This window comes from Actinoallomurus soli, assembly GCF_024055715.1.
Classification (GTDB): Bacteria; Actinomycetota; Actinomycetes; order Streptosporangiales; family Streptosporangiaceae; genus Actinoallomurus; species Actinoallomurus soli.
Window position 1 is genome coordinate 170,834 of record NZ_JAMXMV010000012.1, and the last position, 25,075, is coordinate 195,908.

Here is a 25,075-nt window from a genome sequence, read left to right on the forward strand (position 1 = left end):
GCGGCCGGTCCTCGAGGAGCTGCTCCGAGACAGGCCCTAAGGTTGGACTGTGGCGGAGGAGAAACCGGAGCTGTCCTACGAGCAGGCCCGCGACGAGCTGACGGACGTCGTACGACGACTGGAGGCGGGCGGCCTGACACTCGAGGAGTCCCTGGCGCTGTGGGAGCGCGGCGAGAGACTGGCCGCGATCTGCGAGGAATGGCTGGAGGGCGCCCGTGCCCGGCTCGCCGCGGCCATGGCCGAGCGCGCCGAGCCGACGGAGCGCTCCGAGGGCGCGCCCTTCTGACCCCGCCGTAGCCCTCCGTAGCCCGCCGCTGCCCCCAGAGCCTCGCCGAAGCCCTCCGGGGCCTCGCCGCGGCCCCCGGAGCCTCGCCGCGGCCCCCGGAGCCTCGATGGGGTCTCGGCAAGCGCCGCCGGACGCCCTCAGGGGTTCGCCGTGCCGAGCCAGCGGGCGATCGCGGCGGCCCGGGTGCGGACCCCGAGTTTGGCGTAGATGCGGCTGACGTGGTTCTTGACGGTCTTCTCCGACAGGACGAGTTCGTCGGCGATCTCCACGTTCGAGCGCCCCTGCGTGATCAGCCGCATGACCTCCACCTCACGGGTGGACAGGCCCAGGCCGGCGCATCCGGCCGGTGGCTCGCCGAACGCGGACTGCAGCGACTCCACCACCACCCGGGCCGCGACCGCGGAGAGCGGGTTGGCGCGCCCCGCCACGACGTCGCGGACGGCCGTGACGAGCTCCTCCGGGGAGAAGGACCCGTGGACGAGGTACCCGCACGCCCCGGCCTGGATGGAGTCGCGGATCGAGGCGGGGTCCTCGTTGTAGGACAGCATGAGCACCCGGCTGATCGCGGACAGCGGCCCGGCGGCCCGGATGCCGTCGACGTCGGGCATGCGCACGTCGAGGAGGACGAGGTCGGGGCGCAGCCGCCGAGCCAGGTCGATGGCCTGCCGGCCGTCACGGGCCGTCGCGACGATCTTGATGTCGTCGGCGGTCTCCAGGAGCGCGACGAGCCCCATCTGCACGACCGGGTTGTCGTCCACCACCATGACGCTGATCATCGAACCGCCTCCCGTACTCCGTTGACCTCCGGCAGGCTGACCGTGAGGGTGCTTCCGTTGCCGGGCGAGGACGTCAGGGTCAGCAGTCCGCCGACCCGCCTGGCCCGTTCCGCCATCCCGACGACGCCGTAGTGACCGTCCCGTGTCAGCGCGGTCGTCAGGTCCGCCATGTCGGGTGGGCACGCGAAACCCTTGCCGTCGTCCCGCACCGACAGTTCCGTGCCGCGGCCGTCCGCCGTGAGGGTGATCCGTACGGTCCCGGCGGCGGCGTGGCGTTCGACGTTGGTCAGCGCCTCTTTGAGGATGGCCAGCGTCTCCGCGCGCCGGACGGGCGGGAGGCGCACGTCGTCGGTCACGCCGACCTCGACGGTGATTCCGGTGCTCGCCGCCCAGTCGGCCGTCATCCGCCGTACGGCCTCGGCCAGCGGCAGGCTCTGGTCGCCGTCCCGCAGGCCGGCGATCAGCTCCCTGGCCTCGGCCACCGCGATCTTCAGGCCGGCGGCGATGTTGTCCGCCTCCTGCTCGGCGCGGTCCGGGGACTTGCGCACCCAGGCCGGCAGCGCGGCCGCGGACAGGGCGACCCCGTGCAGCGTCTTGGCGAGGGAGTCGTGCATGTCGCGTGCGAGCCGCAGCCGCTCCTCCGCGGACGCCGCGACCACCTCCGCCTCGCGGCGGGCCTCTTCCGCCTCGGCGTACTGCTGGAGCAGCCGGTGCACGGCGACGCCGACGCATCCCGCCACCGGGTAGAAGACGGGCAGCGCGACCACCGCCTGGATGCCGACGCTCTGGATGGACCGGGCGGCCAGGTCGTACAGCAGGACCTGCAGCGCGCAGACGAACAGCAGGCCCCGCCACTCGTACAGCACTCCGGCCAGCGCCGAGGTGACCACGCTGAACAGGAAGAACGGGCCGAAGGCGCCGGCGGACTCCAGGACGAGGTAGCCCGCGGCGGCGTCGAGCGCCAGCAGGAGGGGCCTGCGGGCCAGCAGGGGCAGCAGGCGGCCCGGCAGCTGCGCCACCGTGAGCGAGAGGGCCGCCACGACGCCCATCGCGACGAGCAGCGCCGTGGTGAACCGCTCGTCCGGCACGAGGACGACCGCCATCGCGAGCAGCAGCAGGCGGGCGTACATCAACAGCCGTACCGTGACGTGCAGCCGCGCGGACAGGGTGGCGTTCATGGTCAGTGCGGGCAGGGCAGGTCTTCGTCGACGCGCAGGGCGACGGCGCACCGGAACAGGGTCATGAGCTGCTGGTCGTTCCGGATCGAGTAGGCGGCGCCCGCCGTCGCGTCGGCGATCTTCCGGAGCGGCCTCATGTCGACGCCGTCGCCGAACGCCATGAGGGTGATGTTGACCTGGCGTTCGGGGTCGAAGTCCTTTTTCAGCTCGGCGACCAGCCGGTCGAGCGTCAGCCCGTCCCGGTCGCCGGAGGCGCCACCGGTCAGCACGAGGACCTCGTTGAGCATTCCGGCCCGGTAGCTCTGCGACAGCTCGCGGTAGGCGTCGAGGATGGCGTCGTACATGCCGCCGTCCCTCTCCTTCTTCGCCCGCAGCCGCCCGATCCGCTGGAGCAGCCGGGCCCTGCGGGTTCCGGTGGGGCCGAGTTCCCGCAGCGGGCCGACCTCGACGAGTCGCCGGTACGGGCGGACGCGGGCGGGGAAGGACCACAGCCCGAACTCGGTGTCGTCCTCCAGCAGCGACAGGCCGTTGCCCAACGCCCCCGTCATCACCTGCGCACGGGTGCCGGCGCCCATCCGGGCGAGCGTGGCGCCCGAGACGTCGATCAGTGCGATGGCCCGCAGGCCCTGCTGCATCTTCTGCCAGGTTCCGCGCATGGCGAGCGCCGCTCCCGGGCGTACGACGGGCAGCGCGTGGGGCGCGGCGGCGGGCAGCCCCGAGGAGACCAGCCCGCCCGCGTCACCGGCCGGGGTGCGGAGCCAGGCGGTGTGCAGCCGGGCCGTGCCCTCGGCCGAGCCCAGCGCGCCGAGGAGGCCGGCGGCGATCCTCCGGCGTCCCCGGTCGGCGGTGAGGACGGCGTAGGGGAAGTCCAGGGCCGGCGCCGTCGCCGGGTAGACCGCGGTGACCTGGCGTCCCTCCTGCCGCTGCTGCCAGATCGTCTGCTCCGAGAGGGGCAGTACGGGGGGTCTGCCCTGGTCGGCGAGGCCGGCGATGGCGTCGGTGGCGTTCGACGACGGCTTGACGCCCTGCAGCACGCGGCTGAACGTCTCGAGGCCGCCGGATCCGCCGCCCGCGGTCGCCGCGAGGGCGAGCAGCGACGTCATCCCGGTCGCGGAGGGCACCGGGTCGAGCAGGCGCAGGCTGTAGGCGTCGTTCTCGAACGCGCTCCATCCCCGCTGCGCCAGCCGCGCCCCCTCGCGGCGGGCGCCGTCCGGGGTCATGGCGAACACGACCGGGGAGGAGGCCACGGACGTCGCGGACCGCACCCCCGGGAGCCTGACACCGTCGAACCACAGCGAGGAGTCGGCGATCCAGACGTCGGGCCGTGTGTCGGCGGCCCTGCCACCGGACGCGAGCAGCCCCGCCGTCTGCGCGGAGTCGCCGGTCACGACGTTCACGTCGGCGCAGCGGGCCTTGTTGTAGCGGGCCGCCACCTCGATGATCACCGGTGCGATGGCCGGATCGGCCGTCACGGTGAGCGACCGGTTCTGGCAGGCGGTCTGGTTCCGGTAGACGAGCCAGCCTCCGGCGCCGAGTGCCAGGCCGACGACGAGGGCGACGGCCGCCGCCATGCTCGTGCGTTCGCGTCCGCTCACGGAGGAGAGGACCGCTCCCGTGGAGTCCGGGCCCTCCGAGTCCGCCGGGACGTCACGGTCGGTGAAGACGGAGTCCACCGTTGTACGTCTCCAGAGGGAGGCGCGTGCCTGCACCGGAATCCGCAAGCGCGACGATCAGCGGGGTCCCCATGATCCCCAAAGCTACCTGAATCGCCCGACTTATTGGTGGATTTCGGTCTTCCCTGGAGACGGCTTCGGCTGCGGCCGCAGCGAGCCCGCAAGCGTGGCGAGCTCCTCGTACGAGGCCGTGCCGGTGACGACCAGTGTGACGCCGGGTAGCCGCCGCACCAGCGACCGCTGATTCTTGTCCTTGCGGAACGTCTTGTCCCACGTGGCGCCGGCCACCTGGAGCGAACCGTCCGGCGTGCCCTGGCTCGTCATGCGGGCGACGAACCCGTCGCTGCCGTCGGGCCGCTCATCGCTCTCCTCGAGCCCGGCGTACTGCTTGCCCGGCGTGTAGTACCCGAGGTGCCAGCCGACCGGGCCGTTCGCCCGGCCGGTCAGGTTCGAACTCGTGGGGTACCACTTCGGGCTCAGGCCCTGGGGGGCCTGCACGGTGAACGGGGCGGTCGCGACCAGGCCGTTCAGGTCGGAGCGGAAGTCGACCTGCGGGATGGCGTTCGGATTGCGCCGGGGGGTGACCAGGAGGACGAACCCGACGACCACCATGCAGGACAGCATCGCCATCAGGAATCCGGGGAACCCGGACGTCAGCCGCCGGTAGACCGACGGCGACACGACGATCGGGCCCTCGCCGGCCGCACCGTCCGCGCCCGTACCGGAACCGGAGGAGGGGTCCTGCGGACGGGACGCCGCGCGCTCCGCCCCGGAGGCTCCCTGGGACTCGGCGCCCCGCTCCGCTGCGGGTGCCTCTTCGGGCGCGGTGCCGTCCGTCTCCGGGGGCACCTCGCTCACCGGCGTCCGGGTCGCGTCACGAGCTTCGCTCACGCCGGCTCTCCAGGGTCGAGATGATCGCCAGCACGTCGTCGGCCAGCCGCCGGGACGCCTCTTCGTCCTCCGACAGCGCCACCTCCGAGACCGCGCCGGACACGGCGCCGGTCAGCACGACCACGAGAGCCTCGTCGACGTCGCCGTCTCCCGTCTCGAACAGCGCCGCGTTGCGCCGCGCCCAGGTGCGCAGCCGCTCGCGCAGCACCCGGTCGAAGCCGGGCGGGCCATCGCCGGAGACGAACAGGCGGGACAGGTCGGGCTCGGCGAGACAACCGTCGAGGTAGGCGCGCGCGCCCGCGATGAACAACCGCATGGGGTCGGACTCGCCGAGGTCGCGGGCGCGGTGGACGGCCTCGCGGGTGCGCTCCTGCTGCCGGGCCTGGAACTCGCCGAAGAGCGTCAGGTAGAGATCGGCCTTGCCGCTGAAGTGGTGGTAGAGGCTGCCGACGCTGGCTCCCGCCTTGGCGACGATGTCGGTGACCGCCGCCTGGGCGAACCCGGCCTCGGAGAACACCTCGCGGGCGGCCGCCAGCAGCGCGCTCCGCGTGGCCGCGCCACGATCCGACATGCGCGAGACGGGTTCGACGCTCACTGACGCGCTCCTCGTGGGATGGGAGGCACGCCGGACACGCGCCGTACGGACGGCGCGCGGTGGGCGCGGCCCGCGGCCGGCGCTCCGGCCCGGGCCGGCCGTTCGGCGGCCTGCCACTCGATGTCGCTGCTCATGACGGCCCTAGATTACGCCCTGTCTGCTCGGAAATACGATCGAAGGAGACCCGTCCGGGTGACCCGTCAGGTAAAGCCCGCCAGGAAAGGCCCACATCGCCATGACTGAAGAAACGACCGTATCGTCCCCGCTGACCACCGAGGCCCACGCCCCGGATCGCAACCTCGCCCTGGAGTTGGTGCGCGTGACGGAGGCGGCGGCGATGGCCGCGGCCCGATGGGTCGGCCGCGGCGACAAGAACGGAGCCGACGGGGCCGCGGTGAACGCCATGCGCCAGCTCATCAACACGGTGTCGATGAACGGCGTGGTGGTGATCGGCGAGGGTGAGAAGGACCACGCGCCGATGCTGTTCAACGGCGAGCAGGTGGGCGACGGCACCGGTGCCGAGTGTGACGTGGCCGTCGATCCGATCGACGGGACGCGGTTGACGGCGCTGGGGATGAACAACGCGATCGCCGTGATCGCGGTCAGTCCCCGGGGCACGATGTACGACCCGTCCGCGGTCTTCTACATGGAGAAGCTGGCGACCGGCCCGGAGGCGGCGGACGTCGTGGACATCGAGGCGTCCGTGGCCGACAACATCCGCGCGGTCGCGCGGGCGAAGCACTGCTCGCCCGGCGACGTGACCGTCGTGATCCTCGACCGGCCGCGGCACGAGGGCATCGTGAAGGAGATCCGCGAGGCGGGCGCGCGGATCAAGTTCATCACCGACGGCGACGTGGCCGGTGCGATCATGGCCGCGCGTGAGGGCACGGGCATCGACCTGATGCTCGGCATCGGCGGCACGCCGGAGGGCATCATCGCGGCCTGTGCGATCAAGTCCCTCGGCGGCGTCCTGCAGGGCAGGCTGTGGCCGAAGGACGACGCGGAACGGCAGAAGGCGATCGACGCGGGTCACGACCTGTCGCGCGTCCTGACGACGGACGACCTCGTGGCCTCCGACGACGTGTTCTTCGCCGCCACCGGCATCACCGACGGCGAGCTGGCCGAAGGCGTCCGGTACGGCAAGGGGATCACGTCCACGCACTCGCTCGTCATGCGCTCGCGCAGCGGGACGATCCGCCGGATCCACAGCGAGCACAAGCTGTCCAAGCTGCGGGCCTACTCCGCGATCGACTTCGACGCGGCCGGCTGAGCGGTCCGGGCGGGGGCCGCCGTGGCCCCCGCCCGGAAAAGTGGCCTACTTCATCGAGGAGACGTCGCCTACTTCACCGAGCCGGCCGTGAGGCCGCCGATGAGGTACCGCTCGATGAAGACGAACAGGATGACCACCGGAACGATCGCGATCAGCGAGGTCGCGAAGAGGTACTGCCAGTGCTGCTGGTACGACGTGACGAACCCGGGGACCGCCACGGTGAGCGGCTGGCGGTCGGGCGACGAGGTGATCGTCAGCGCGACGACGTACTCGTTCCACGCGCCGATGAACGTGTAGATCACCGCGGTGACCAGACCGGGCAGGGACAGCGGCAGCGTCACCCGGGTCAGCGCCTTGATCTTGCCCGCGCCGTCCAGGTAGGCGGCCTCCTCCAGCGCCTTGGGGATGCTGGAGAAGTACCCGTGCAGAATCCACACGCAGAACGGCAGGTTGAAGGCGGCGTTGACCAGGATCAGCCCGAGCAGGGTGTCGGTCAGGTTCAGCGCCACCATCTCGCGGTAGATGCCGATCACCAGCGCGGTCGGCGCGAACATCTGGGTGACGAGCACCAGCAGCAGGAACGCGCCGCGCCCGCGGAACCGGTTGCGCGCCGTGTAGTACGCCGCCGGAAGCGCCACCGCGAGTGCGATCAGCGTCGCCACGGCGGCGACGATGAGCGACACCTGCATGTTCTTCCAGATCGGCGCGGCCTTCCACACGTTGACGAAGTTGGCGAAGTCCCAGTGCTTCGGCAGGAAGGTGGTCGGCGACTTGGTCAGCTCGCGGTCGGGTTTGAGCGCGGTGAGCGCCATCTCCAGGTAGGGCGCGATGAAGACGAACGCGACCAGGTACCCGACGCCGGCGAGGATCGCGACCTTGGCCCGGCGGACGAACGCGCCGTCGCCCGCGCCCTGCCGGTCCTTGGGGCGCGGCGTGCTGCGGCCGCTCATGATTGCGCCTCCCCGCGCCAGCCGACGACCCGGAGGTAGACGAGCACCAGGATCAGGATCAGCGCGAAGTTCACGACCGCCATCGCGGCGGACTCCCCGACGTCGCCGCTCCCGGTGAAGGCGAGCTTGTACATGAAGGTCGTGCTGGTGTCGGTCTTGCTGCCCGGGCCACCGCCGGTCATCGCGTAGATGATCGGGAACGAGTTGAAGACGTTGATCACGTTGATGATCGCCGCGACGAGCAGGGACGGCCGCAGCAGCGGCAGCGTGATCCTGAAGTACGTCCGCGCGCGACCGGCACCGTCGACCCGTGCGGCCTCGTAGACGTCCTCGGGGATCGTCTGCAGGCCGGCCAGGATGACGAACGAGGTGAACGGCAGGGAGACGAAGACCGCCACCCACATCATCCACATCATCGCCTGGGCGGGGTGGGACAGCCAGTTCACCGGGTGATCGATGATCCCCACGCCCTGCAGGACCTTGTTGACGACGCCGTAGTAGTAGTTGAGCATCCACTTCCACGTCAGCGCGGTCATCAGCACCGAGGCGGCCCACGGCACGATGACCGCCCAGCGCACGATGCGCCGTCCGGGGAAGCGCGCGTTGAGCAGCTGCCCGAGCGCCAGCGACACCACGATCGTCACCAGGACGACGCCGACCACCCACACGACGGTGCGCAGCAGCACGCTGACGAGGTCGGACTCGTCGAACAGGTCACGGTAGTTGCCGGTCCCGCGGGTTCCGAGCGTCGCTCCGGACGAGCTGATCCGCAGCACTGACGTCCGGACCATCTCGATCACGGGCCACAGGACCACGGCCGCGATCAGGATGACGGCGGGGCCGATCCACGGAAGGGGGGCGAGCGCCCGGCCGAGCCGGCGGAGGGCGCTCGTCTTCGGCGGCGGCGCCGGCGCCGGGGTCGTGGCCCCGGCGCCGTGCGCCTCGATGGTGTCGTGCACGGGCGGTCCGTCAGCCGTTCTTCTGCGCGGTCTGCTGGAGCTCACCCAGGACGCTCTTCGGGTCGCCGGTGATGGCGGTGCCGAGCTTCTCCTTGATGGTGTTCGCCAGCGGTCCCCATGCGGCGTTGCCCGTGGGGTAGAACTTCGCGTTCGGGAGGGCGTCGATGAACGGCTTGTCGTACGGCACGGCGTTCGCGATGACGTCGCCCGCCGACTTGGTCACCGGCAGGAAGCCCTCCTCCTTCTGGAAGTTGGCCACGTTGTTCGCCTGGTAGAAGAAGTTCAGGAACTTGGAGACGGCGTCCTTCTTCTTGCCGCCGTTGTTCTTGAAGGCCACCAGGAAGTCCTGCACGCCGAGCGTGTTGGAGGTCGAGCCGGACTTGCTGGGCAGCGGCGCGATGCCGTACGGCAGCTTGGCGTTGACCTTGTTGATGAAGCCCGCCGGCATGAAGACGGCGCCGTTGAGCATGCCGATCTTGCCCTGCGCGAACTCGTTGAAGACGTCCTTGCGGTCGGTCGTCTCCGGGTTCGGCTGGGTGAGGCCGCTCTTGGTCAGGTCCTTGAGGTAGTTGACCGTGTCCACGTTGGCCTGGCTGTCGATCGCCCAGTTGCCGGACTGGTCGACGTAGCCGCCGCCGTTGTTCATGGCCCACATGAAGAACTCGGCCTGGGACTCCTCGGCGCCGAGCGGCAGGCCCAGCGGGAAGACGCCCTTGTCCTTGTCCTTGATCTTCTGGGCGTCGGCCTTGACGTCGTCCCAGGTCTTCGGCGGGGTGTCGATGCCGGCCTTCTTGAAGACGTCCTTGTTGTAGAAGAACAGGCGGACGCTGGACAGCAGCGGCACGGCGTACTGGATGCCCTTGTACTTGTCGCCGTCGATGAACGACGGGAGGATGTCGCTCGACACCTGCGGCGACAGCACGTCCGAGGCCGGGAAGAGCAGGCCGTCCCGCGCAAAGTCGGCGAACGCGTTGTAGTTCAGGATGTCGGGGGTCTGCTTCGTCTGGACGTAGGTCTTGACCTTCGCGTCCATCTGGGTCCAGTCGACCATTTCCAGGTTGACCTTGTAACCCTTGTTCTGCTCCTCGAACGTCTTGATCAGACTGTCCCAGAGGCTCTTCGTCTTGTCGTCGTAGATCGCGGCGACGAACCTGATCGTCTTGTCGTCACCGCCGCCGCCGGACGAACTGCCCTTGCTGCAGCCGGACACACCGAGGGCCACCGTGAGACCCGCGGCGATGGCGCCCATGAGATGCCGTTTCACCTGTCCCCGCCTTCTGCTCTTGCTTCGGCTCCGGGGCCACGCGGGTGGGCGCGACGTCCCCGGCTCACTGTCTTGATATGGGTTCGCCAATCCCCCGGCCCGGCCCCTCAGCCCGTCACCCTCCGAGCAGCCGTTTTGGCGTGGCACAGCAGTTGCGGCTGACGCCGCAGCCTCCTTTCACGCAGCATGAAAGGTTGTGCACGATTTACGCGCCCATTGAGCAAAATCGCGCATGGCACTGAACGATAGGAGCTGGTCCGTACCAGTTCAAGAGGAGAGGGAGGTAGGAGTCTTAACCGTTACCGAAACGCCTGTGACCTGCTGTTCTCGTTGTTGCGGCCCGGTCACGGGTGACGGCGGCCCAGCGACCAGCGGCGCCGCCGCTTGGGCGTACGGGCGTTGACGGACCCCAGCACGACCACTCCGCTGACCTCCACGAGGGGGGCGTCATCCCCGTACGACGGCCGGACCCGCAGATCCTGCGTGCCGAGGACGGACCGGCCGGTGAACTCCACCCGCACGCCCTCCGGCACGACGAGGCGGAGCCGCCCGGCGAGCATCGCGGCCCGTACGACGACGTGGCGGCGCTGCAGCAGGGCCTCCCGCAGGTCGATCTCCACGGTCCCGAAGAACGCGGACACCGGCAGGCCGGCCGGGACGACCCAGCGCCCGGCACGCCGTACGGTCGTGAAGGCGGCGAACATCGGGCCGTCCCCGACCTGGATCGGCTGCTGCTCCGGCGTGGCCAGGTCGGCGGTGAGCTCGGTCAGCTCGCCGAGCGTGCGGGCGGAGTAGGCGCCCTCGACGCGTTCGGCGTGCTCGTCGGCGGTGAGCCGGCCGTCGCCGTGGGCGTCGCGCAGCAGCGCGACGACCCGCTCCCGATCGGCGTCGGAGGCGCGCAGGTCACGCGCCGGCACGTGCTGGTCGTTCGCTCTCCACGGCAACTCCACGGCTCGACGATATTCGCTGGCGCGGCATGCTGATGGCTTCGTAGCGTGGAGACCATGGCGGACCTTCCGGCGATCACCCTGCGCGACGTCGTCAAGCGGTACCGCGACAAGGACGGATCCCAGATCACCGCGGTCGACGGGCTCACGCTCGACGTGCCCGCCGGCGTCTGCCTCGGCCTGCTCGGCCCGAACGGCGCCGGCAAGTCCACCACCATGCGCATGCTGACCGCCCAATCCCGCGCCGACGAGGGTGAGATCACCGTCCTGGGCCATCCCGTCCCGGCCGAGGCGAAAGAGGCGCGGGCGCTCATGGGCGTGGTCCCGCAGACCGACAACCTCGACGAGGAGCTCACCGTCCGGCAGAACCTCGAGGTGTTCGCGCACCTGTACCGCCTGCCCCGTGCCGGACGGCGCCGGGCGGTCGAGCGGGCCCTGGAGATCGCCCAGCTCACCGGGCGCGCCAGGACCCGCGTCGTGAACCTGTCCGGCGGCATGCGCCGGCGGCTCCTCGTCGCGCGCGGGCTGGTGCACTCCCCGCGCCTCGTGCTGCTCGACGAGCCGACGGTCGGCCTCGACCCGCAGGTCCGCGCCGACCTGTGGGGCCTGATCGCCGGGCTGCGCGACGAGGGCACGACCGTGCTGATGTCCACCCACTACATCGAGGAGGCCGAGCGGCTCGCCGACGCCTGCGCGCTGATGTCCGGCGGCCGGATCGTCGCCCAGGGCACGCCCGGCGAGCTGATCGCCCACCACGCGGGCGACAGCGTCGAGGAGCACCACGGCCCGCCCGACCGGCTGGCGGAGATCGAGGCGCTCGTACGCCGGGCGGGCCTGCCGACCCGGCGCACCGGCCCGACCGTGTCGGTGCTGCGGGCCGAGCACATCCCGCCGTCGCTGGCCGACGCGCTCGGCAACGGCGACCGGGTCGTACGGCGGGCGGCCAGCCTCGAAGACGTGTTCGTCGTCCTGACCGGAGAGAACGTTGGCTGACACGAGACTCCGCCGGTTCGAGTGGGCGCCGGTGCGCGGCGTCTGGCGGCACGAGCTGGCGCTCTTCCGGCGCTACTGGCCCTCCTCGTCGTTCGCCTCCACCGTCGAGCCCACCATCTACCTGCTCGCCTTCGGCTTCGGCTTCGGGTCGCTGCTGGGCCACGTCGCCGGCTACCGCTACGTCGACTTCGTCGGCACGGGCGTGGTGGCCACGGCCGCGCTGTTCACGTCGGTGTTCCCGGGGATGTTCAACACCTACGTCCGGCGGGTCTACCAGCACTCCTACGAGGCGGTGCTGGCGGCGCCCGTGGACGTGCACGAACTCGTGGCCGGCGAGGCGTCGTGGATCGCGGTCAAGAGCGGGATGTTCTCCTGCGTGCCGCTGCTGGTCGCGATGCTCTTCGGGCTGCACCCGGCCGCCGGCATGCTCGCCGTGCCGCTCTTCACGACCCTCACGGCGGTCGGGTTCGCGCTGTTCGGCGTCTGGGCGTCGACGGTCGTCCCGTCGATCAACAGCTTCGACTACGTGATCACGGGCATCCTCACCCCGCTGTTCCTGGTCGCGGGTACCTTCTTCCCGATCAGCGGCCTGCCGGCCTGGGCCCGTACGGCGGCGCATGTCAATCCGCTGTACCACTGCGTCGAGCTGGTCCGCCACGCGGTCTTCGGCTTCCACCCGCTGGCGGACCTCGGCCACCTGGGCACCCTCGCGCTCTTCGCCGCGGTGATGGCGGTCCTCGCCGTCCGCGGGATGCGGCGCCGCCTCATCGACTGACGGCGACGGGCGGTTGCGGAGGTATTGACCCCCGATGACCTGGTATCTACGCTGACGCGAACGTATTTCACGTTCCGGAGGGCAGCGTGGCGGCGGACATCGACGAACGGACCCGGCGCGGCCGCTACGCGGCGTACGTGGCCTTCGGTGTGCAGGGGCTGAGCTTCGCCGCCCTCGTGACCCGCATCCCGGAACTGCAGAAGGCCCACAACCTCAGCGACGGCGCGCTCGCCCTCGTCCTGCTGGCCGTTCCGGTGGTCGCCGGGATCGGCAGCGTGCTCGCCGGTTCGCTCATGACGCGGTACGGCAGCGGGGTCGTGCTGCGAGTCGCCCAGCCGCTCGTCCTCCTGTCGATCGTCGCGATCGGCGTCGCGCCCGGCGATCTCGCGCTGTACGGCGCGGCGGCCTTGTTCGGCCTGTTCGTCGGCGCGGTGGACGCCTCCATGAACGCCCAGGCGGTCACCGCCGAGACGCGGTACGGCAAGAGCCTGCTCACCGGCTTCCACGCCGTGTGGAGCGCGGCGGGCATCCTCGCCGGTCTGTGGAGCGCGTTCGCCAACCGGATCGACCTGGGCCTCGGCACCGGGTTCGCCCTCCCGGCGGTCCTCGGCGTCGCGGCGTCCCTGTCCACCGGCCACCGTCTGTATCCGAAGGCGCTGGAGGCCACCGGGCCGAGCGTCGAACAGCTGAAGGCCGCCGCCAGGAGAGTGCCGTGGAAGCCGATCATCATCATCGGCGCCGCGGTGACCTGCATGTACATCGCGGACTCGGCGACCTCCAGCTACAGCGCGAAGTACCTCAAGGACGACCTGCACGCCTCCGGCGCCGTCGCCCCTCTCGGCTACGTCGCCTACCAGATCTGCATGATGCTCAGCCGGACCGGCGCCGACCTGCTCGTACGCGCCCACGGCGCCGCGAGGATCGTCGGGGCGGGCGGGCTGATCGGCGGCGTCGGCCTCCTCACCGCGGCGCTCTCCCCGAATCCCCTGGTCGCCATCGCCGGGTTCGCCGTCGCCGGGGTCGGTCTCTCCGTCGTCGTCCCCACGTCCTTCTCGGCGGCCGGCCGGCTCGACCCGACCGGGCTCGGCATCGCCGTCTCCCGGGTGAACGTCTTCAACTACGCCGGGTTCGTGCTCGGCGCGGCCATCGCGGGGGCGGTCGCCTCCGATCTGTGGCTCGCCTACCTGCTGGGCGCCGCACTCTGCCTCGTCGTCCTGGTGACCGCACGGGGGTTCGAGCCCGCGCCCGTCGACGGGGCGATGCCGAATCCCGCCGTCGCCGAACGCCCCGTCGCCTGAGCGGACGGCGCGCACCGGCGTTCCGGCGCGGGGCCGCCGGGGTGTATCGCGGGCGTATCGAGAATCGCATACGCCACCGCAACGGCCTCGCGTCTTCAGTGGAGGCATGGATCACAACGCATCGATCGACCGGCGGCGGCTGCTCGGATGGGGCGGGCTGGCGGCCGCCGGCGTGGTGGCCGGCACGTCCCTGGTGGGCGCCCAGGCCGGTCACGCCGACCAGACCCCGGCCGATGACCACCGGATCCCGCCGGACACCCTGCCCGGCGGAGCCTACGACCGGTACGTGGCGCGGCTGGCCGCCCAGGGCAGGTTCTCCGGCGTGGTGCTGCTGTCACACCACGGCCGGACGGTGCTGTCCCGCAGCTACGGCATGGCCGACAGGGAGAAGGGGATCGCCAACCACGAGGGCACCGCGTTCAGCCTCAGTTCGGCGGGCAAGCCGTTCCACGCGGTGGCCGTCCTGCAGCTGGCCCAGCAGGGCCGGCTGCGACTGTCGGACACGGTGGGCGACCATCTGAAGGGCTTCGCCAAGGACATCGCCGAGCAGGTGACCGTCCACCACCTGCTGTCCGGCACCTCCGGGCTGGACAGCCCGGCCGAGGACGTGCAACGCGTCTTCCAGAGCCGGGACGAGGTGCACGAGTACTACGAGCAGCGGGCCCGGCAGGCGAGACTGGTGGGCGTCCCGGGCTCTCCCGACACCGCCCACGAGGAGGCGGAGGTCACCATCTCCGCGCTGATCGTGGAGGCCGTGACCGGCGAGACGTACTGGGACCACGTGGAGGAGAACATCTTCCGGCGCTGCGGCATGACCGGATCGGCGTTCTACACCCGGCCGCAGTGGCTCACCGACGCGCACATCGCGCACCCGTACATGACGCTGGCCGACGGGAGCGTGGTGGACGCCATCCGTAACCTGGACAAGAGCAGCCCGGACCAGGACGTTCTCGGCAAGAATCCGGGCCGCGCCTTCATCGACGCCCCCGGAGACGGTGGCTTCGCCACCGCGCCGGATCTGGTCCGGTTCGCCCGCGCGCTGGGCGACGGCACGCTGCTGGACCGGCCCTGGGCCGACGTGCTCACCGCCGCCAAGATCCCCCACGGACCGGGGTCGTTCGGCGCGTACGGGATTCCGGTCTCCATCGTCGGCGGCCAGTGGATGTACCAGCGCGCCGGCGGCAACCCCGGTGTCGGCGCCAACTGGGACATCTACCCGTACACCGGCTGGGTCGGTGTCATCCTCGGCAACGGCGACGGCGTGCCGCTGCGGGAGATGATCGGGCAGGAGATGCAGGCCATCACCGGAGTTCCGGCCGGCGGGGGAACGGGCGGCTGAGCCGCGCACGCGCAGGCTCTGTCCGACGGTTCCTTCGTTCTCCTCGTAGACGACGTGGTGGCGGCGGGTGTAGCGGTTGAGCGCCGCCGGGTCGAAGCGGCCGCCCCGGCTCACCTCGGTGCGATGCTCGATGAGGGCCTCCACCACGCGCTCCCAGCCGCCGGGCGAGGAGATCTGGACGACCTTGGGCGGCGGGGTGGATCCGGGGCGGATCGCGTGCGGGACGCCGTGCGGCAGCAGGACGAACCGCCCCTTGCCGACCCGGTGCGTCATCCCGTCGAAGTCGATCTCCAGGACGCCGTCCACCACGTAGATGCACTCGTCGGCGACGTGGTGGGTGTGGCGCGGGACGGGCTGGGCGACGGTCACCTCCAGCAGGGAGATCAGGCCGTCGGTGTCCTCGGTGCGCGCCTTGACGCCGAACGCGGGCGGCACGGCGATGCGCCCGGGCCTCGCCTGTCCCCGCCGCAGCGGGTGGAACCGGCTCTTGCCGCCCCAGTCGGCAGGGTCGCCCTCCCCTAGGTGGTAGCGCATGCCGTACGGCCTGCCCAGCTCGTTGAGCTTCCGCCGGTCGCGGTGACCGTCGCCCGCGCCCGCCCCGTACACGTCCTCGAGGTAGCGGTCCCAGCCGCCCGGCGCGGACAAGTCCAGGGCGTGCACGGTGGAGCCGTCCGCGCCGAGGTTGCGCATGGCGTGCGTGACGCCGCGCCGGAGCAGGGCGAACATCCCGGCGGTGAGGTGGTGGACGGCGCCGTCGAACAAGAGGCTGTTCGGTCCGGCCCCACCCGAGGTGAAGTGGTTACGGCCACCGACACCGGCGCCAGGCGAGGTGGACCCAGGAGAGCGCCTCAGGACGGCCGAGTGTCCGTCTCGACGACCGCGATCTCGACACAGTCGCCCTGCTGCGCTCCGCTACGGCTGCTCTTCCGCCAGACCGGAATGCTCATTTCATCGTCTCCTTATCGGGCGTTCCGCATAGGCATTCAGACCCGGCAGCCGTAGTCGTCGATCAGGTCCCGGACTTCCCCGACATCGCGGAAAGGCCGGAGGCGAGTGAGAACAGTTTGGGAGCGCCGAACGGTGCGCTCGCTCGGCATGTCGGCCGAGAGTTCGAGCATGCGACGAGCCGTTCGCGCGGCTTCCTCGGGCTCGTTGGCATCGGTGAGGGCGACCGCGAGCCAGGACAGGTAGAGCGCGAGTTCTCGCGCATGGGTGTCGTCGTACCGGCCGAGCACCTCCGTCAGCACGGGCACCGCACGGAGCGGACGCCGCAACTCCACGTGAACGCGGGCTTCCATGATGCGAAGCTCGCTCTCGTCGACCCAGTACAGATAGGGAGGGTCGTCCTGGCCTCCGTGCCGCGAGAGAGCCTCGGATGCCCGTCCGAGGGCCCTGATCGCCAAGGATGCCTGATCGGTCTTCGCGTAGGCCCAGGCGACCCGGTCCCAGAAGAGCGCCTCCGCCCGAGGCGGCGCGTGGCGGCCCGCCTCCTCGAGTGCTGCGATCGCGAGGTCCAGTCCGGCTTCGAGGGCGCCGACGTTGGTCCGGTGATAAGCGAGAGACCCGACCAGATTGGCGGCTGATGTCCGGTCACCGGTCTCACGCGCCGCGCCGATACCGAGCTGGTAGATCTCCTCGGCCCGCCGGTCGAGACCGGCGTCACTGGCGATCCAACCGACGACCTGCGCCAGCTCACCGATCGCGGCGAGGAGCGTCCGGCCGACCTGCTCGCTGAAGTCGCCCGCCCGGTGCATGGCCACAGCGGCATCCAGTTCTCGCAGGGCAGGTCCGATCAGGTCCCCGCCGGCCAACACGTCGTCCGCCAGACGCAGCCGGTGTATGCGGGCCCACAGATCGGCGACCGTTTCTGGGCCTATCCGTCGTCCGGTCGCACCGCCCGACTGTGGCACCGACGCGTCAATCTCTGAGAGGCCATGGACGAATGAGTTCGCGTGCGGGTGAGGGTGAGGCTGCTGCGCGCCGAACGCGATATTGGCGCGTCTTTCCAATTCTTCTAACGAGACGTCGAGCGCCCGGGCGAGGTACGGGAGCCAGTATCGGGGCGTACGGCGTCCTCGCTCGTACCTGCTGATCTCGTGGCGGGTGACCGTCGGACAGCCGGACAGATCACAGAGGATCTCGGCGAGCCGTCGCTGGCTCTTACCGGCTCGTCTCCGGAGGTGCGCTAGGTATGCACCGAATTCCTCATTTGCGCTAGTTGGCACCGAGTCGCCCTTTCTGGAGAGCACAACGGCCCCCTCTATGGCCCCCTAGGCGGCTCCCCTTCAACGGAGAACCACGAGGTGTTATTGGCCTGCGAAGCGAATCCATCGTAACCCCATAGGAAGGGAACCCCATGACCGAATCAACGGCGAATTCGCCAGGCTCTGTTCTCCGGCAGGAGCGGACGATCCGTGCCCGGCTGGTGGAATTCGCCACGGCGCTGCGGGGACGCGGGCTGGAGGTGCGGGTGGGGATCAGTGCCCTGATGGCCTGGAACCCCCGGGCGTCGGTGACCGACGATCCGCGCGGGGAGGCGATGAATCCGGGCCTCTCGCAGTACGTGGCCATCACCCCCGACGAGGGCTCGCTGCACTGGTATTGGTGCTGGACCGGCCCGACCCGTGACGCACCGCTGGAGACGGAGTACATGTGCCCGGCCGAGCACATCGACCGCGCCGCCGCCCTCATCACGAAGGTCCTGCACGTCGCGAAGGCCGGTCGTGAGCACCTCGTGGCCGCATCGGCGAGGTCCCGCGGCGCCTGCGGAACCTGTCACTCGCGTTCATCCGGCCGTCTCAACGGCCGCCCAGCCGTACGGAGCGGGACCCGTCTCCTGGCTCGCACGCCTGCGAGCCGAGTTCCCTCACTGGGGCACCCTGTTCGACCCCTGGAGATCCACCTGGATTGCCGTACGAGGACGGCACGAGATCGTTGCCGCTCCGACGGCGATCGCACTCCGGGACGCCCTCACGGCACGCAAGCGCCGTCACGTTGCCGCCGTCGGGGCCTCGTTGCCGTCGAGAGTGACCGTGGGATGACCGGTTCGCCGACCTTGTGACGTCACTACCGGCGGCACAGTGGCCGGTCGATCCGGCTCAAGTACTCCGCGGCCCGGACCGGGTAGGACCGCACACACCCCAGACGCCAGCACGCGGCCCCGGCGGCCTTCAACGCTCGACGGAAATGCCCCGCTGCCGTGCGAGTTATCCCGATACCAGGCCGCAGCCGTCGAACACGCCCCTCCATCTCACAATTCTTCCAGGGGGCGGCCATTCGGGGGTGAGGCCAGCCGGGGACGACCGCGTCCCCGCGCGGCGGGAACGCGGTCGGCGGCGGGCCTTACGGGCGGGAGCCGTGTGGCGCCATCTCCTGGGCGAGGCGGCGCATGGCCTCCTCACCGGCGCGTTCGGCCTCCTCGGGAGTCTTGATCTCGGTGAGGGCGATCCTTAGTGCGGCCTCGGCGGCGTCGGCCGCCGCGCGGGCGGTGATGGCGTGGGTATGAGCACGTTCGATGTCACCGAGACCGATGCAGTCGAAGGCGACCTGCGTGTCATGGGCGGCGAGTTCGAGCTGGCGGGCGGCTTCGTCAAGACTCATTCTTGATCCTCCTCATCGCCGCACGTCCTACCCCCGTTCCGGCCGCCGACACCGTCATTTCGGCCGATCGGGCGACAAGGCACGGGCCAGGAGGTCCACGGCCTCGGCGAGGCGGTGTTCCGGCAGGCGGGCGTAGCCGACGACGATCGCGGGCGGGCCGGGGTGCCGTACGCGCATCGGGGCGACGCCCTGGACGGCGACGCCGAGGGCGGCGGCCCGGGCGACGACGCCGGCCTCGTCCGTGCCGGCGGGCAGCTCGACGTACGCGTGCAGCCCCGCGGAGACCCCGTGGACGCGCACCTGCGGCAGGCGCCGCGCCAGGGCGGTGGCGAACGCGTCGCGGCGGTCCCGGTAGCGCCGCCGCATGCCGCGCAGGTGCCGGTCGTAGCCTCCGGTGGCGATCAGCCGGGCGAGCACCTGCTGGTCGAGCGCCGAGGAGCCGAGGTCGTACAGCGCACGCGCGGCGCGCATCCGGACCGCCAGCCACGGCGGCGCGGCCACCCAGCCGAGCCGCAGCGCCGGGGACAGCGCCTTGCTGACCGACCCGGCCAGGACGACCCGCTCCGGGGCGAGGCCCTGCAGGCAGCCGACCGGATCCCGGTCGTACCGGAACTCCCCGTCGTAGTCGTCCTCGATGATCACGGCGTCCACCGCGCGCGCCCATTCGACGAGGGCCGCGCGCCGGCGGGGTGACAGGACGACGCCGGTCGGGAACTGGTGCGCCGGGGTGACGAGCAGCGCACGCGCCCGGGTGCGGGCGAGGGCGGCGACGTCGATCCCCTCCTCGTCCACGGGGATCCCCACCGTACGGACGCCGGTCGCCCGGAGCATCGGGAGCTGCTGGTGGGCGAGTGGGTCCTCGACCGCGAGCAGCCGGTGCCCCTCCTCGCGGAGGATGCGCGGGACGGTCGCCAGCACGTGGGCGACCCCGGCGGTCACCACGACCGTCTCCGGGGTGGCCACGGCGGCGCGCACGCGCGCCAGGTAGGCCGCGAGCTCGGTCCGCAGCCGTCGTGTTCCGGCCGGGTCGGGGTAGTTGAGCTCGGCGTACGGGAGGTCGCGCAGCACCTCTCTCATCGTCGCCGCCCACCGCTCCCTGGGGAACGACGTCAGGTCCGGCTTGCCGGGCCGCAGGTCGTACGCGATGCCCGGTGGATCGATCGGCGCGGCCTCGGTGGCGGCGGCGAGACGGACCGCCCGCCGGTGCGCCGCGCCGGCGGGCGCGGCCGGTCGTGGCGGCGTGACGGTGCGGGCGACGCGGGTGCCGTCGCCCTGCCGGGAGACGAGGAACCCCTCGGCGACGAGCTGCTCGTACGCGGTCACGATCACTCCGCGGGAGACCTTCAGGTCACCGGCCAGGTCGCGGGTGGAGGGCAGCCGGTGGCCGGGGACGAGCGCTCCACGCCGCATGAGATCACGCAGCCCGTCGGCGACCTGGGCGGCCAGCCGGCCGGCGGAGCGGTCGAGCGTCAGATGCAGGTCCACGCGCGGCTCCTCCGGATTGGTCCTTGTTCTCGACGATCGATTGGTCCTCGTTCCCGGACCAATGGGTGCATAGCGTCTCAGCCCATGGAGCAGAGCACCAGTACGCGCGGAATCGTGCAGGCCGCGACCGGGATGACCATCGTCGGAACCCTGACCGCAGTCTCCGCGGCGATCGCCCGGTGCCCGGTGTACGGCGGCCAGGCCGTCCGGTACGCGACGGCCGCGGTGATCCTCCTGATCGTCGCCCGGGTGAGCGAGCGGCGCGCGCCCGGGCCCCGGACGCGTCCTCGGTTGAGCCTCCGCGAGTGGTGCCTGGTCACGGCGCTCGCCGCGACCGGCCTGGCCGGCTTCAACGTCTGCGTCGTCGAGGGGACGCGGTACACGACTCCCGCGATGGTCGGCACGGTGGTGGGCGCGGTCCCGGTGCTCCTCGCGATCGTCGCTCCGCTGATGGAGCGCCGCCGCCCCGCTCCGCGTCTCGTGGCGGCCGCGGTGATCGTGACGCTGGGCGCGGCGGCGGCCAACGGGCTCGGCGGCGGGAGCCTGCGGGGCCTGCTGCTGTCCCTCGGCGCCCTCGGCGGCGAGATGGCCTTCTCCCTGCTGGCCGTGCCGCTCCTGCCCAAACTGGGGGCGATCCGGGTGTCGGCGTACGCCGCGGCGGCCGCGACTCCGATGCTGCTCGCCGCCGGCCTGCTCGTGGACGGCACCGCCATGGTGCGGACGCCCACCGCCGGCGAGCTGGCGGGATTCGCGTACCTGGTGGTCGTCGTCACGGTCGGGGCGTTCCTGCTGTGGTACGACGCGCTGGGCAGGATCGGCGCGGATCGGGCCGGGCTGTTCGCGGGGCTGATCCCGGTGAGCGCGGCGATCACGACGATGGTGATGGGGCTGGGCACGCCGAGCGCGGCGGAACTCGCCGGTGTCCTGCTTGTGGGGTGCGGCGTCGCGGCCGGCCTCGGCGGCTCGAAAGGGCGGTCGGCTCCGGCGGTCGCCGTACCGCCGGCTCCGGAGCCCGTGGGCGTCGCGGAGGCGTCGCGTCCGTGACGGCTCCCGAGCCGCGTTCGGCGCCGGAGGCGCCGCGGTTCTAGGCTTGGGGACCACATCACCGTGTCGTCAGCGAGGAAGCCGATGCCCGAATTCGCCTTCACCGAGCTACTCCCCCAGGGCCCGGACGAGACCGAGTACCGCCTGCTCACGAGCGACGGGATCAGCGAGTTCGAGGCCGGCGGCCGTACGTTCCTGCAGGTCGAGCCCGAGGCGCTGCGGCTGCTCACCGAGACGGCGATCCACGACATCTCCCATCTGCTCCGGCCCGCGCACCTGACGCAGCTCCGGAAGATCCTCGACGACCCGGAGTCGTCGCCGAACGACCGGTTCGTCGCCCTCGACCTGCTGAAGAACGCCAACATCGCGGCGGCGGGCGTCCTGCCGATGTGCCAGGACACCGGCACCGCCATCGTGATGGGCAAGCGCGGCCAGCACGTCCTGACCGACGGGGACGACGAGCGCCACATCGCGCGGGGCGTCTACGACGCGTACACGAAGCTGAACCTCCGCTACTCCCAGATGGCGCCGCTGACCATGTGGGAGGAGAAGAACACCGGCAGCAACCTGCCCGCCCAGATCGAGCTGTACGCCGCGCCCGGCGACGCGTACAAGTTCCTCTTCATGGCCAAGGGCGGCGGCAGCGCGAACAAGTCCTTCCTCTACCAGGAGACCAAGGCCGTCCTGAACCCGAACCGGATGATGTCCTTCCTGGAGGAGAAGATCCGGTCGCTCGGCACCGCCGCGTGCCCCCCGTACCACCTCGCCATCGTGGTGGGCGGCACGAGCGCGGAGTACGCCCTCAAGACCGCCAAGTACGCCTCGGCGCACTACCTCGACACGCTGCCGACCGAGGGGAGCCCGACCGGTCATGGCTTCCGCGACCTGGAACTCGAGCAGCAGGTCTTCGAGCTCACGCAGAAGCTCGGGATCGGGGCGCAGTTCGGCGGGAAGTACTTCTGCCACGACGTCCGCGTGATCCGGCTGCCCCGGCACGGCGCCTCGTGCCCGGTGGCGATCGCCGTGTCCTGCAGCGCCGACCGGCAGGCCCTGGCGAAGATCACTCGCGACGGAGTGTTCCTCGAACAGCTGGAGACCGACCCGGCGCGCTACCTGCCCGAGACCACCGACGACGATCTGGAGGGCGAGGTCGTCCGCATCGACCTGAACCGCCCGATGGACGAGATCCGCGCCGAGCTCGGCCGGTATCCGGTCAAGACGCGCCTCTCACTGACCGGGCCGCTCGTCGTGGCCCGCGACATCGCCCACGCCAAGATCAAGGAGCGTCTGGACGCCGGCGAGCCGATGCCGCAGTACCTGCGCGACCACGCCGTCTACTACGCGGGTCCGGCCAAGACCCCCGAGGGCTACGCGAGCGGTTCGTTCGGCCCGACGACGGCCGGCCGGATGGACTCCTACGTCGAGCAGTTCCAGGCGGCCGGCGGCTCAATGGTGATGCTGGCCAAGGGCAACCGCAGCAAGCAGGTGACCGAGGCGTGCAAGGCGCACGGCGGCTTCTACCTCGGCTCGATCGGCGGCCCGGCCGCCCGGCTGGCCCAGGACTGCATCAAGAAGGTCGAGGTCCTGGAGTACCCGGAGCTCGGCATGGAGGCGGTCTGGAAGATCGAGGTCGAGGACTTCCCCGCGTTCATCGTGGTGAACGACAAGGGCGAGGACTTCTTCGCGGACACCACCGGGCCGCTGCTGACCATCGGGCGACGCTGACGCCGGGCCGGCTGCTCGACCTCGCCCGCCCGGCGAAGCGAGAGCCCGGGCTCGCCGTTGGCGAGCCCGGGCTTCAGGTCGGGATGCTCGGAGGGCGCGTTATGCCGAGATCTCGGCCTCGACGCAGTAGTACTTGACGTAGCCCCTGGTCGGGGCGGTCACGAGGTACCAGGCGTTGGAGTTGTAGTAGCAGGCCGAGTAGGAGCCGCCGGCGACGGGAGAGCATCCGGAGGCGTACCACACGCCCTTGGTGAGGTGGCCGACCACCGAGCTGCCGGTGGACGGAGAACTGTTGATGGGCGTGTTGCCGTAGATGGCCTTGACGTGGCAGAGGCTCGAAGACGGCGTGACCGTCGTGGAAGTGGCGGCGAAAGCGGTCCCGCCGCCGAGCAGTGCCGTGGTGGCGAGGCCACCGGCGACGACCGAGGCCCGCATGAACGTGCTGAGACGCATCATCGACTCCCCCTAGGTTGCCCCACCGCGCACCCCGCGGCGGGAAGCCCGCGGCCGGCCGGCGCCGCGTCTCCGCAGAGGCCGGCTACCTGCCCCTGCCGCTCCCGCCCCCGTTGCCCTGGCCTTTGCCGCTGGCCTTCCCGTTGCCGTTGCCACTGCCACTGCCACTGCCGTTGGCGCTGCCGTTGCCGTTGCCGTTGGTGCTGCCGTTGGTGCTGCCGTTGGCGCCACTGCTGCCGCCGGCGTCGTTGCCGTTGCTCACGCCGCCGTTGCCGGACGCGGCCTTGGTGGACGTGGCGGCGGCCGGGCTCGTTCTCGCGGACGCGCGGCCGGGAGCCGTACGGTGCGTGGTGGGCGGGGCCGTTTCGGCCGAGTTCGGATGCGGCGGCACGTGACCGCGCGGCCGCAGAGACGGCGTGCCGGGCCGGGTCGACTCGACGGTGGCGCCGGTGGGCGGCCGGCTCTTGTCCGTATGGGTTCCGTAGAGCACCGTGACGACGACGGCGGCGGCCGTGGCGGCGATCGCCGCGGCGACCAGGGCCGGTACGACCGAGCGCCGCGCCGGCGAGGTCTTCTGGGGAGCCGTGACGCCGACGCCGAGGCGCGCGAGGAGCTCGGCGGGCCGCGGCCGTTCGGCGGGGTCCTTGGCCAGCGCCGCCTCGACCAGCGGGCGGAGCGACTCGTCCAGTCCGGTCAGGTCCGGCGGCTGGTGGATCACCCGCCCCGCCAGTTCGTCGCCGTCCCCCTCGCCGAACGGATTGTGGCCCATCCCGGCGTACGCGACGAGGCAGCCCCAGCCGAAGACGTCGGACGCGGCGGTGGCGGGCTGTCCGGTGAGGCGCTCCGGCGGGATCCAGCCGGGACTGCCCATGACGACGCCGTCCTTGGTCAGCCCGCCGGAGGCCGGAAGACGCTGCGCGATGCCGAAGTCGATGATGCGCGGACCGGTGGGGGTCAGCAGGACGTTCGCGGGCTTGAGGTCCCGGTGGACCATTCCCGCTCCGTGGATCGCGGCCAGGGCGCGCGCGACGCCCGTCGCGAGGGCGCGCAACTGCTCCGGCTGCAGCGGCCCGCCGGTGTCGATGATGTGCGCGAGCGACGGTCCCTCGACGTACTCGGTGATCAGGTAGGGCGGCCGTTCGGCGGTGCCGTCGGCGAGCACCCGCGCCGTCCATCCTCCGGGCACGCGCCGGGCGCAGTCCGCCTCGCTCTGGAATCGCAGGCGGAGGGTCTCGTCGTCGGCGTCTTCGGGGCGTGCGGTCTTGACCGCGACGAGGCGGCCGTTCCGGTCGCGCCCCAGGTAGACCACGCCCATCCCGCCCGAGCCCAGCCTGGCGACCAGGCGGTGCCCGCCGATGGCGGGGGGGTCGTCGACCTCGAGCGGCAGCACACCGGAAGCGAGCACGGTGGGTTCACCGAGCCCCGGAGCCGAAAAGGTTTCCATCGCCACGCCTCTTCCGATGGCGTCGACACCGAACGTGCCTGTCAGCTTCGATCTTGCAGTGACGCCGACGTGAGTGCAAGATCACGGTAAGGATCCGCGTGCCGCGACCGGCACACGCGGGTATCTTGCG

Annotated in this window: 24 protein-coding genes and 1 pseudogene; 8 read left to right on the forward strand and 17 right to left on the reverse strand. The window is 71.3% G+C overall.

Annotation, left to right across the window (positions count from 1 at the left end):
- The first annotated feature begins 49 nt into the window (after positions 1 to 49).
- Positions 50 to 286 carry an exodeoxyribonuclease VII small subunit gene (locus tag NDW01_RS27310; RefSeq protein WP_252777630.1) on the forward strand — a complete coding sequence of 79 codons (237 nt, stop codon included), beginning with the start codon at positions 50 to 52 and terminating at the stop codon, positions 284 to 286.
- Between the two features lie 137 nt (positions 287 to 423).
- On the opposite strand, the gene NDW01_RS27315 is transcribed toward NDW01_RS27310, so the two are convergent.
- From NDW01_RS27315 to NDW01_RS27340, 6 genes are all read right to left on the reverse strand, one after another.
- The gene (locus NDW01_RS27315; RefSeq protein WP_252825483.1) at positions 424 to 1,062 is read right to left on the reverse strand and encodes a response regulator; all 639 of its coding nucleotides are present in this window, start codon (positions 1,060 to 1,062) and stop codon (positions 424 to 426) included.
- Complete coding sequence (locus tag NDW01_RS27320) at positions 1,059 to 2,240, reverse strand: sensor histidine kinase (protein ID WP_252825485.1); 1,182 nt, start codon at positions 2,238 to 2,240, stop codon at positions 1,059 to 1,061. Before NDW01_RS27320 ends, NDW01_RS27315 begins: the two co-directional genes overlap by 4 nt.
- 2 nt (positions 2,241 to 2,242) lie before the next feature.
- Positions 2,243 to 3,913, reverse strand: a complete 1,671-nt coding sequence (locus NDW01_RS27325) for a substrate-binding domain-containing protein (RefSeq protein ID WP_252825496.1) — start codon at positions 3,911 to 3,913, stop codon at positions 2,243 to 2,245.
- 102 nt (positions 3,914 to 4,015) lie between these two features.
- The gene (locus tag NDW01_RS27330) at positions 4,016 to 4,804 is read right to left on the reverse strand and encodes a DUF4245 domain-containing protein (RefSeq protein ID WP_252825498.1); all 789 of its coding nucleotides are present in this window, start codon (positions 4,802 to 4,804) and stop codon (positions 4,016 to 4,018) included.
- Positions 4,788 to 5,375 (reverse strand): TetR/AcrR family transcriptional regulator, encoded by a 588-nt coding sequence (locus tag NDW01_RS27335; RefSeq protein ID WP_252825804.1) that lies wholly within the window; start codon positions 5,373 to 5,375, stop codon positions 4,788 to 4,790. The genes NDW01_RS27330 and NDW01_RS27335 overlap by 17 nt, the downstream gene beginning before the upstream one ends.
- A 20-nt stretch (positions 5,376 to 5,395) precedes the next feature.
- Complete coding sequence (locus NDW01_RS27340) at positions 5,396 to 5,533, reverse strand: hypothetical protein (RefSeq protein ID WP_252825500.1); 138 nt, start codon at positions 5,531 to 5,533, stop codon at positions 5,396 to 5,398.
- Positions 5,534 to 5,634: 101 nt separating this feature from the next.
- Between NDW01_RS27340 and glpX the strand changes: the two genes are divergently transcribed.
- Positions 5,635 to 6,669, forward strand: coding sequence for a class II fructose-bisphosphatase (glpX, locus tag NDW01_RS27345; RefSeq protein WP_252825502.1), 1,035 nt, complete (start codon positions 5,635 to 5,637; stop codon positions 6,667 to 6,669).
- 68 nt (positions 6,670 to 6,737) lie between these two features.
- Here the strand turns inward: glpX and NDW01_RS27350 are convergent, their stop codons facing one another.
- The 4 genes from NDW01_RS27350 to NDW01_RS27365 all read right to left on the reverse strand — a co-directional run bounded on the left by NDW01_RS27350 (position 6,738) and on the right by NDW01_RS27365 (position 10,792).
- Complete coding sequence (locus tag NDW01_RS27350; RefSeq protein WP_252825505.1) at positions 6,738 to 7,619, reverse strand: carbohydrate ABC transporter permease; 882 nt, start codon at positions 7,617 to 7,619, stop codon at positions 6,738 to 6,740.
- Entirely contained in the window at positions 7,616 to 8,578 is a 963-nt protein-coding gene (locus tag NDW01_RS27355; RefSeq protein WP_252825507.1) for a carbohydrate ABC transporter permease, read from the reverse strand. The genes NDW01_RS27350 and NDW01_RS27355 overlap by 4 nt, the downstream gene beginning before the upstream one ends.
- A gap of 10 nt (positions 8,579 to 8,588) precedes the next feature.
- Positions 8,589 to 9,842, reverse strand: a complete 1,254-nt coding sequence (locus NDW01_RS27360; RefSeq protein WP_252825509.1) for an extracellular solute-binding protein — start codon at positions 9,840 to 9,842, stop codon at positions 8,589 to 8,591.
- Positions 9,843 to 10,186: 344 nt separating this feature from the next.
- Positions 10,187 to 10,792 (reverse strand): DUF1707 SHOCT-like domain-containing protein, encoded by a 606-nt coding sequence (locus NDW01_RS27365; protein WP_252825511.1) that lies wholly within the window; start codon positions 10,790 to 10,792, stop codon positions 10,187 to 10,189.
- Between the two features lie 54 nt (positions 10,793 to 10,846).
- On the opposite strand from NDW01_RS27365, the gene NDW01_RS27370 reads away from it, so the two are divergent.
- The 4 genes from NDW01_RS27370 to NDW01_RS27385 all read left to right on the forward strand — a co-directional run bounded on the left by NDW01_RS27370 (position 10,847) and on the right by NDW01_RS27385 (position 15,194).
- Positions 10,847 to 11,782 (forward strand): ABC transporter ATP-binding protein, encoded by a 936-nt coding sequence (locus tag NDW01_RS27370; RefSeq protein ID WP_252825513.1) that lies wholly within the window; start codon positions 10,847 to 10,849, stop codon positions 11,780 to 11,782.
- Positions 11,775 to 12,557 carry an ABC transporter permease gene (locus NDW01_RS27375; protein WP_252825515.1) on the forward strand — a complete coding sequence of 261 codons (783 nt, stop codon included), beginning with the start codon at positions 11,775 to 11,777 and terminating at the stop codon, positions 12,555 to 12,557. The genes NDW01_RS27370 and NDW01_RS27375 overlap by 8 nt, the downstream gene beginning before the upstream one ends.
- Positions 12,558 to 12,643: 86 nt before the next feature.
- Positions 12,644 to 13,855, forward strand: coding sequence for an MFS transporter (locus NDW01_RS27380; protein ID WP_252825517.1), 1,212 nt, complete (start codon positions 12,644 to 12,646; stop codon positions 13,853 to 13,855).
- Between the two features lie 106 nt (positions 13,856 to 13,961).
- A complete protein-coding gene (locus NDW01_RS27385) occupies positions 13,962 to 15,194 on the forward strand; it encodes a serine hydrolase domain-containing protein (RefSeq protein ID WP_252825520.1) in 1,233 nt (410 codons plus the stop codon).
- A 207-nt stretch (positions 15,195 to 15,401) separates the two neighbouring features.
- Here the strand turns inward: NDW01_RS27385 and NDW01_RS43975 are convergent.
- The 5 genes and pseudogenes from NDW01_RS43975 to pdxR form a co-directional block, all read right to left on the reverse strand.
- Positions 15,402 to 15,920 (reverse strand): annotated as a pseudogene (locus NDW01_RS43975) (cupin domain-containing protein); the annotation flags it as partial.
- A 122-nt stretch (positions 15,921 to 16,042) separates the two neighbouring features.
- The gene (locus NDW01_RS27395) at positions 16,043 to 16,141 is read right to left on the reverse strand and encodes a DUF397 domain-containing protein (RefSeq protein WP_252825522.1); all 99 of its coding nucleotides are present in this window, start codon (positions 16,139 to 16,141) and stop codon (positions 16,043 to 16,045) included.
- A 36-nt stretch (positions 16,142 to 16,177) separates the two neighbouring features.
- The gene (locus NDW01_RS27400) at positions 16,178 to 17,443 is read right to left on the reverse strand and encodes a helix-turn-helix domain-containing protein (RefSeq protein ID WP_406567765.1); all 1,266 of its coding nucleotides are present in this window, start codon (positions 17,441 to 17,443) and stop codon (positions 16,178 to 16,180) included.
- Positions 17,444 to 18,536: 1,093 nt separating this feature from the next.
- Positions 18,537 to 18,794, reverse strand: coding sequence for a hypothetical protein (locus NDW01_RS27405; RefSeq protein WP_252777646.1), 258 nt, complete (start codon positions 18,792 to 18,794; stop codon positions 18,537 to 18,539).
- A 54-nt stretch (positions 18,795 to 18,848) separates the two neighbouring features.
- Positions 18,849 to 20,279, reverse strand: a complete 1,431-nt coding sequence (pdxR, locus tag NDW01_RS27410) for a MocR-like pyridoxine biosynthesis transcription factor PdxR (protein WP_252825534.1) — start codon at positions 20,277 to 20,279, stop codon at positions 18,849 to 18,851.
- 84 nt (positions 20,280 to 20,363) lie between these two features.
- Between pdxR and NDW01_RS27415 the strand changes: the two genes are divergently transcribed.
- Complete coding sequence (locus NDW01_RS27415) at positions 20,364 to 21,323, forward strand: DMT family transporter (protein WP_252825537.1); 960 nt, start codon at positions 20,364 to 20,366, stop codon at positions 21,321 to 21,323.
- Between the two features lie 84 nt (positions 21,324 to 21,407).
- Entirely contained in the window at positions 21,408 to 23,048 is a 1,641-nt protein-coding gene (locus tag NDW01_RS27420) for a fumarate hydratase (RefSeq protein WP_252825539.1), read from the forward strand.
- 99 nt (positions 23,049 to 23,147) lie between these two features.
- Here NDW01_RS27420 and NDW01_RS27425 read toward each other — a convergent pair whose 3' ends face one another.
- Positions 23,148 to 23,501 (reverse strand): hypothetical protein, encoded by a 354-nt coding sequence (locus NDW01_RS27425; protein ID WP_252825541.1) that lies wholly within the window; start codon positions 23,499 to 23,501, stop codon positions 23,148 to 23,150.
- Positions 23,502 to 23,586: 85 nt separating this feature from the next.
- Positions 23,587 to 24,945, reverse strand: coding sequence for a serine/threonine-protein kinase (locus NDW01_RS27430; RefSeq protein ID WP_252825543.1), 1,359 nt, complete (start codon positions 24,943 to 24,945; stop codon positions 23,587 to 23,589).
- Positions 24,946 to 25,075 lie beyond the last annotated feature (130 nt).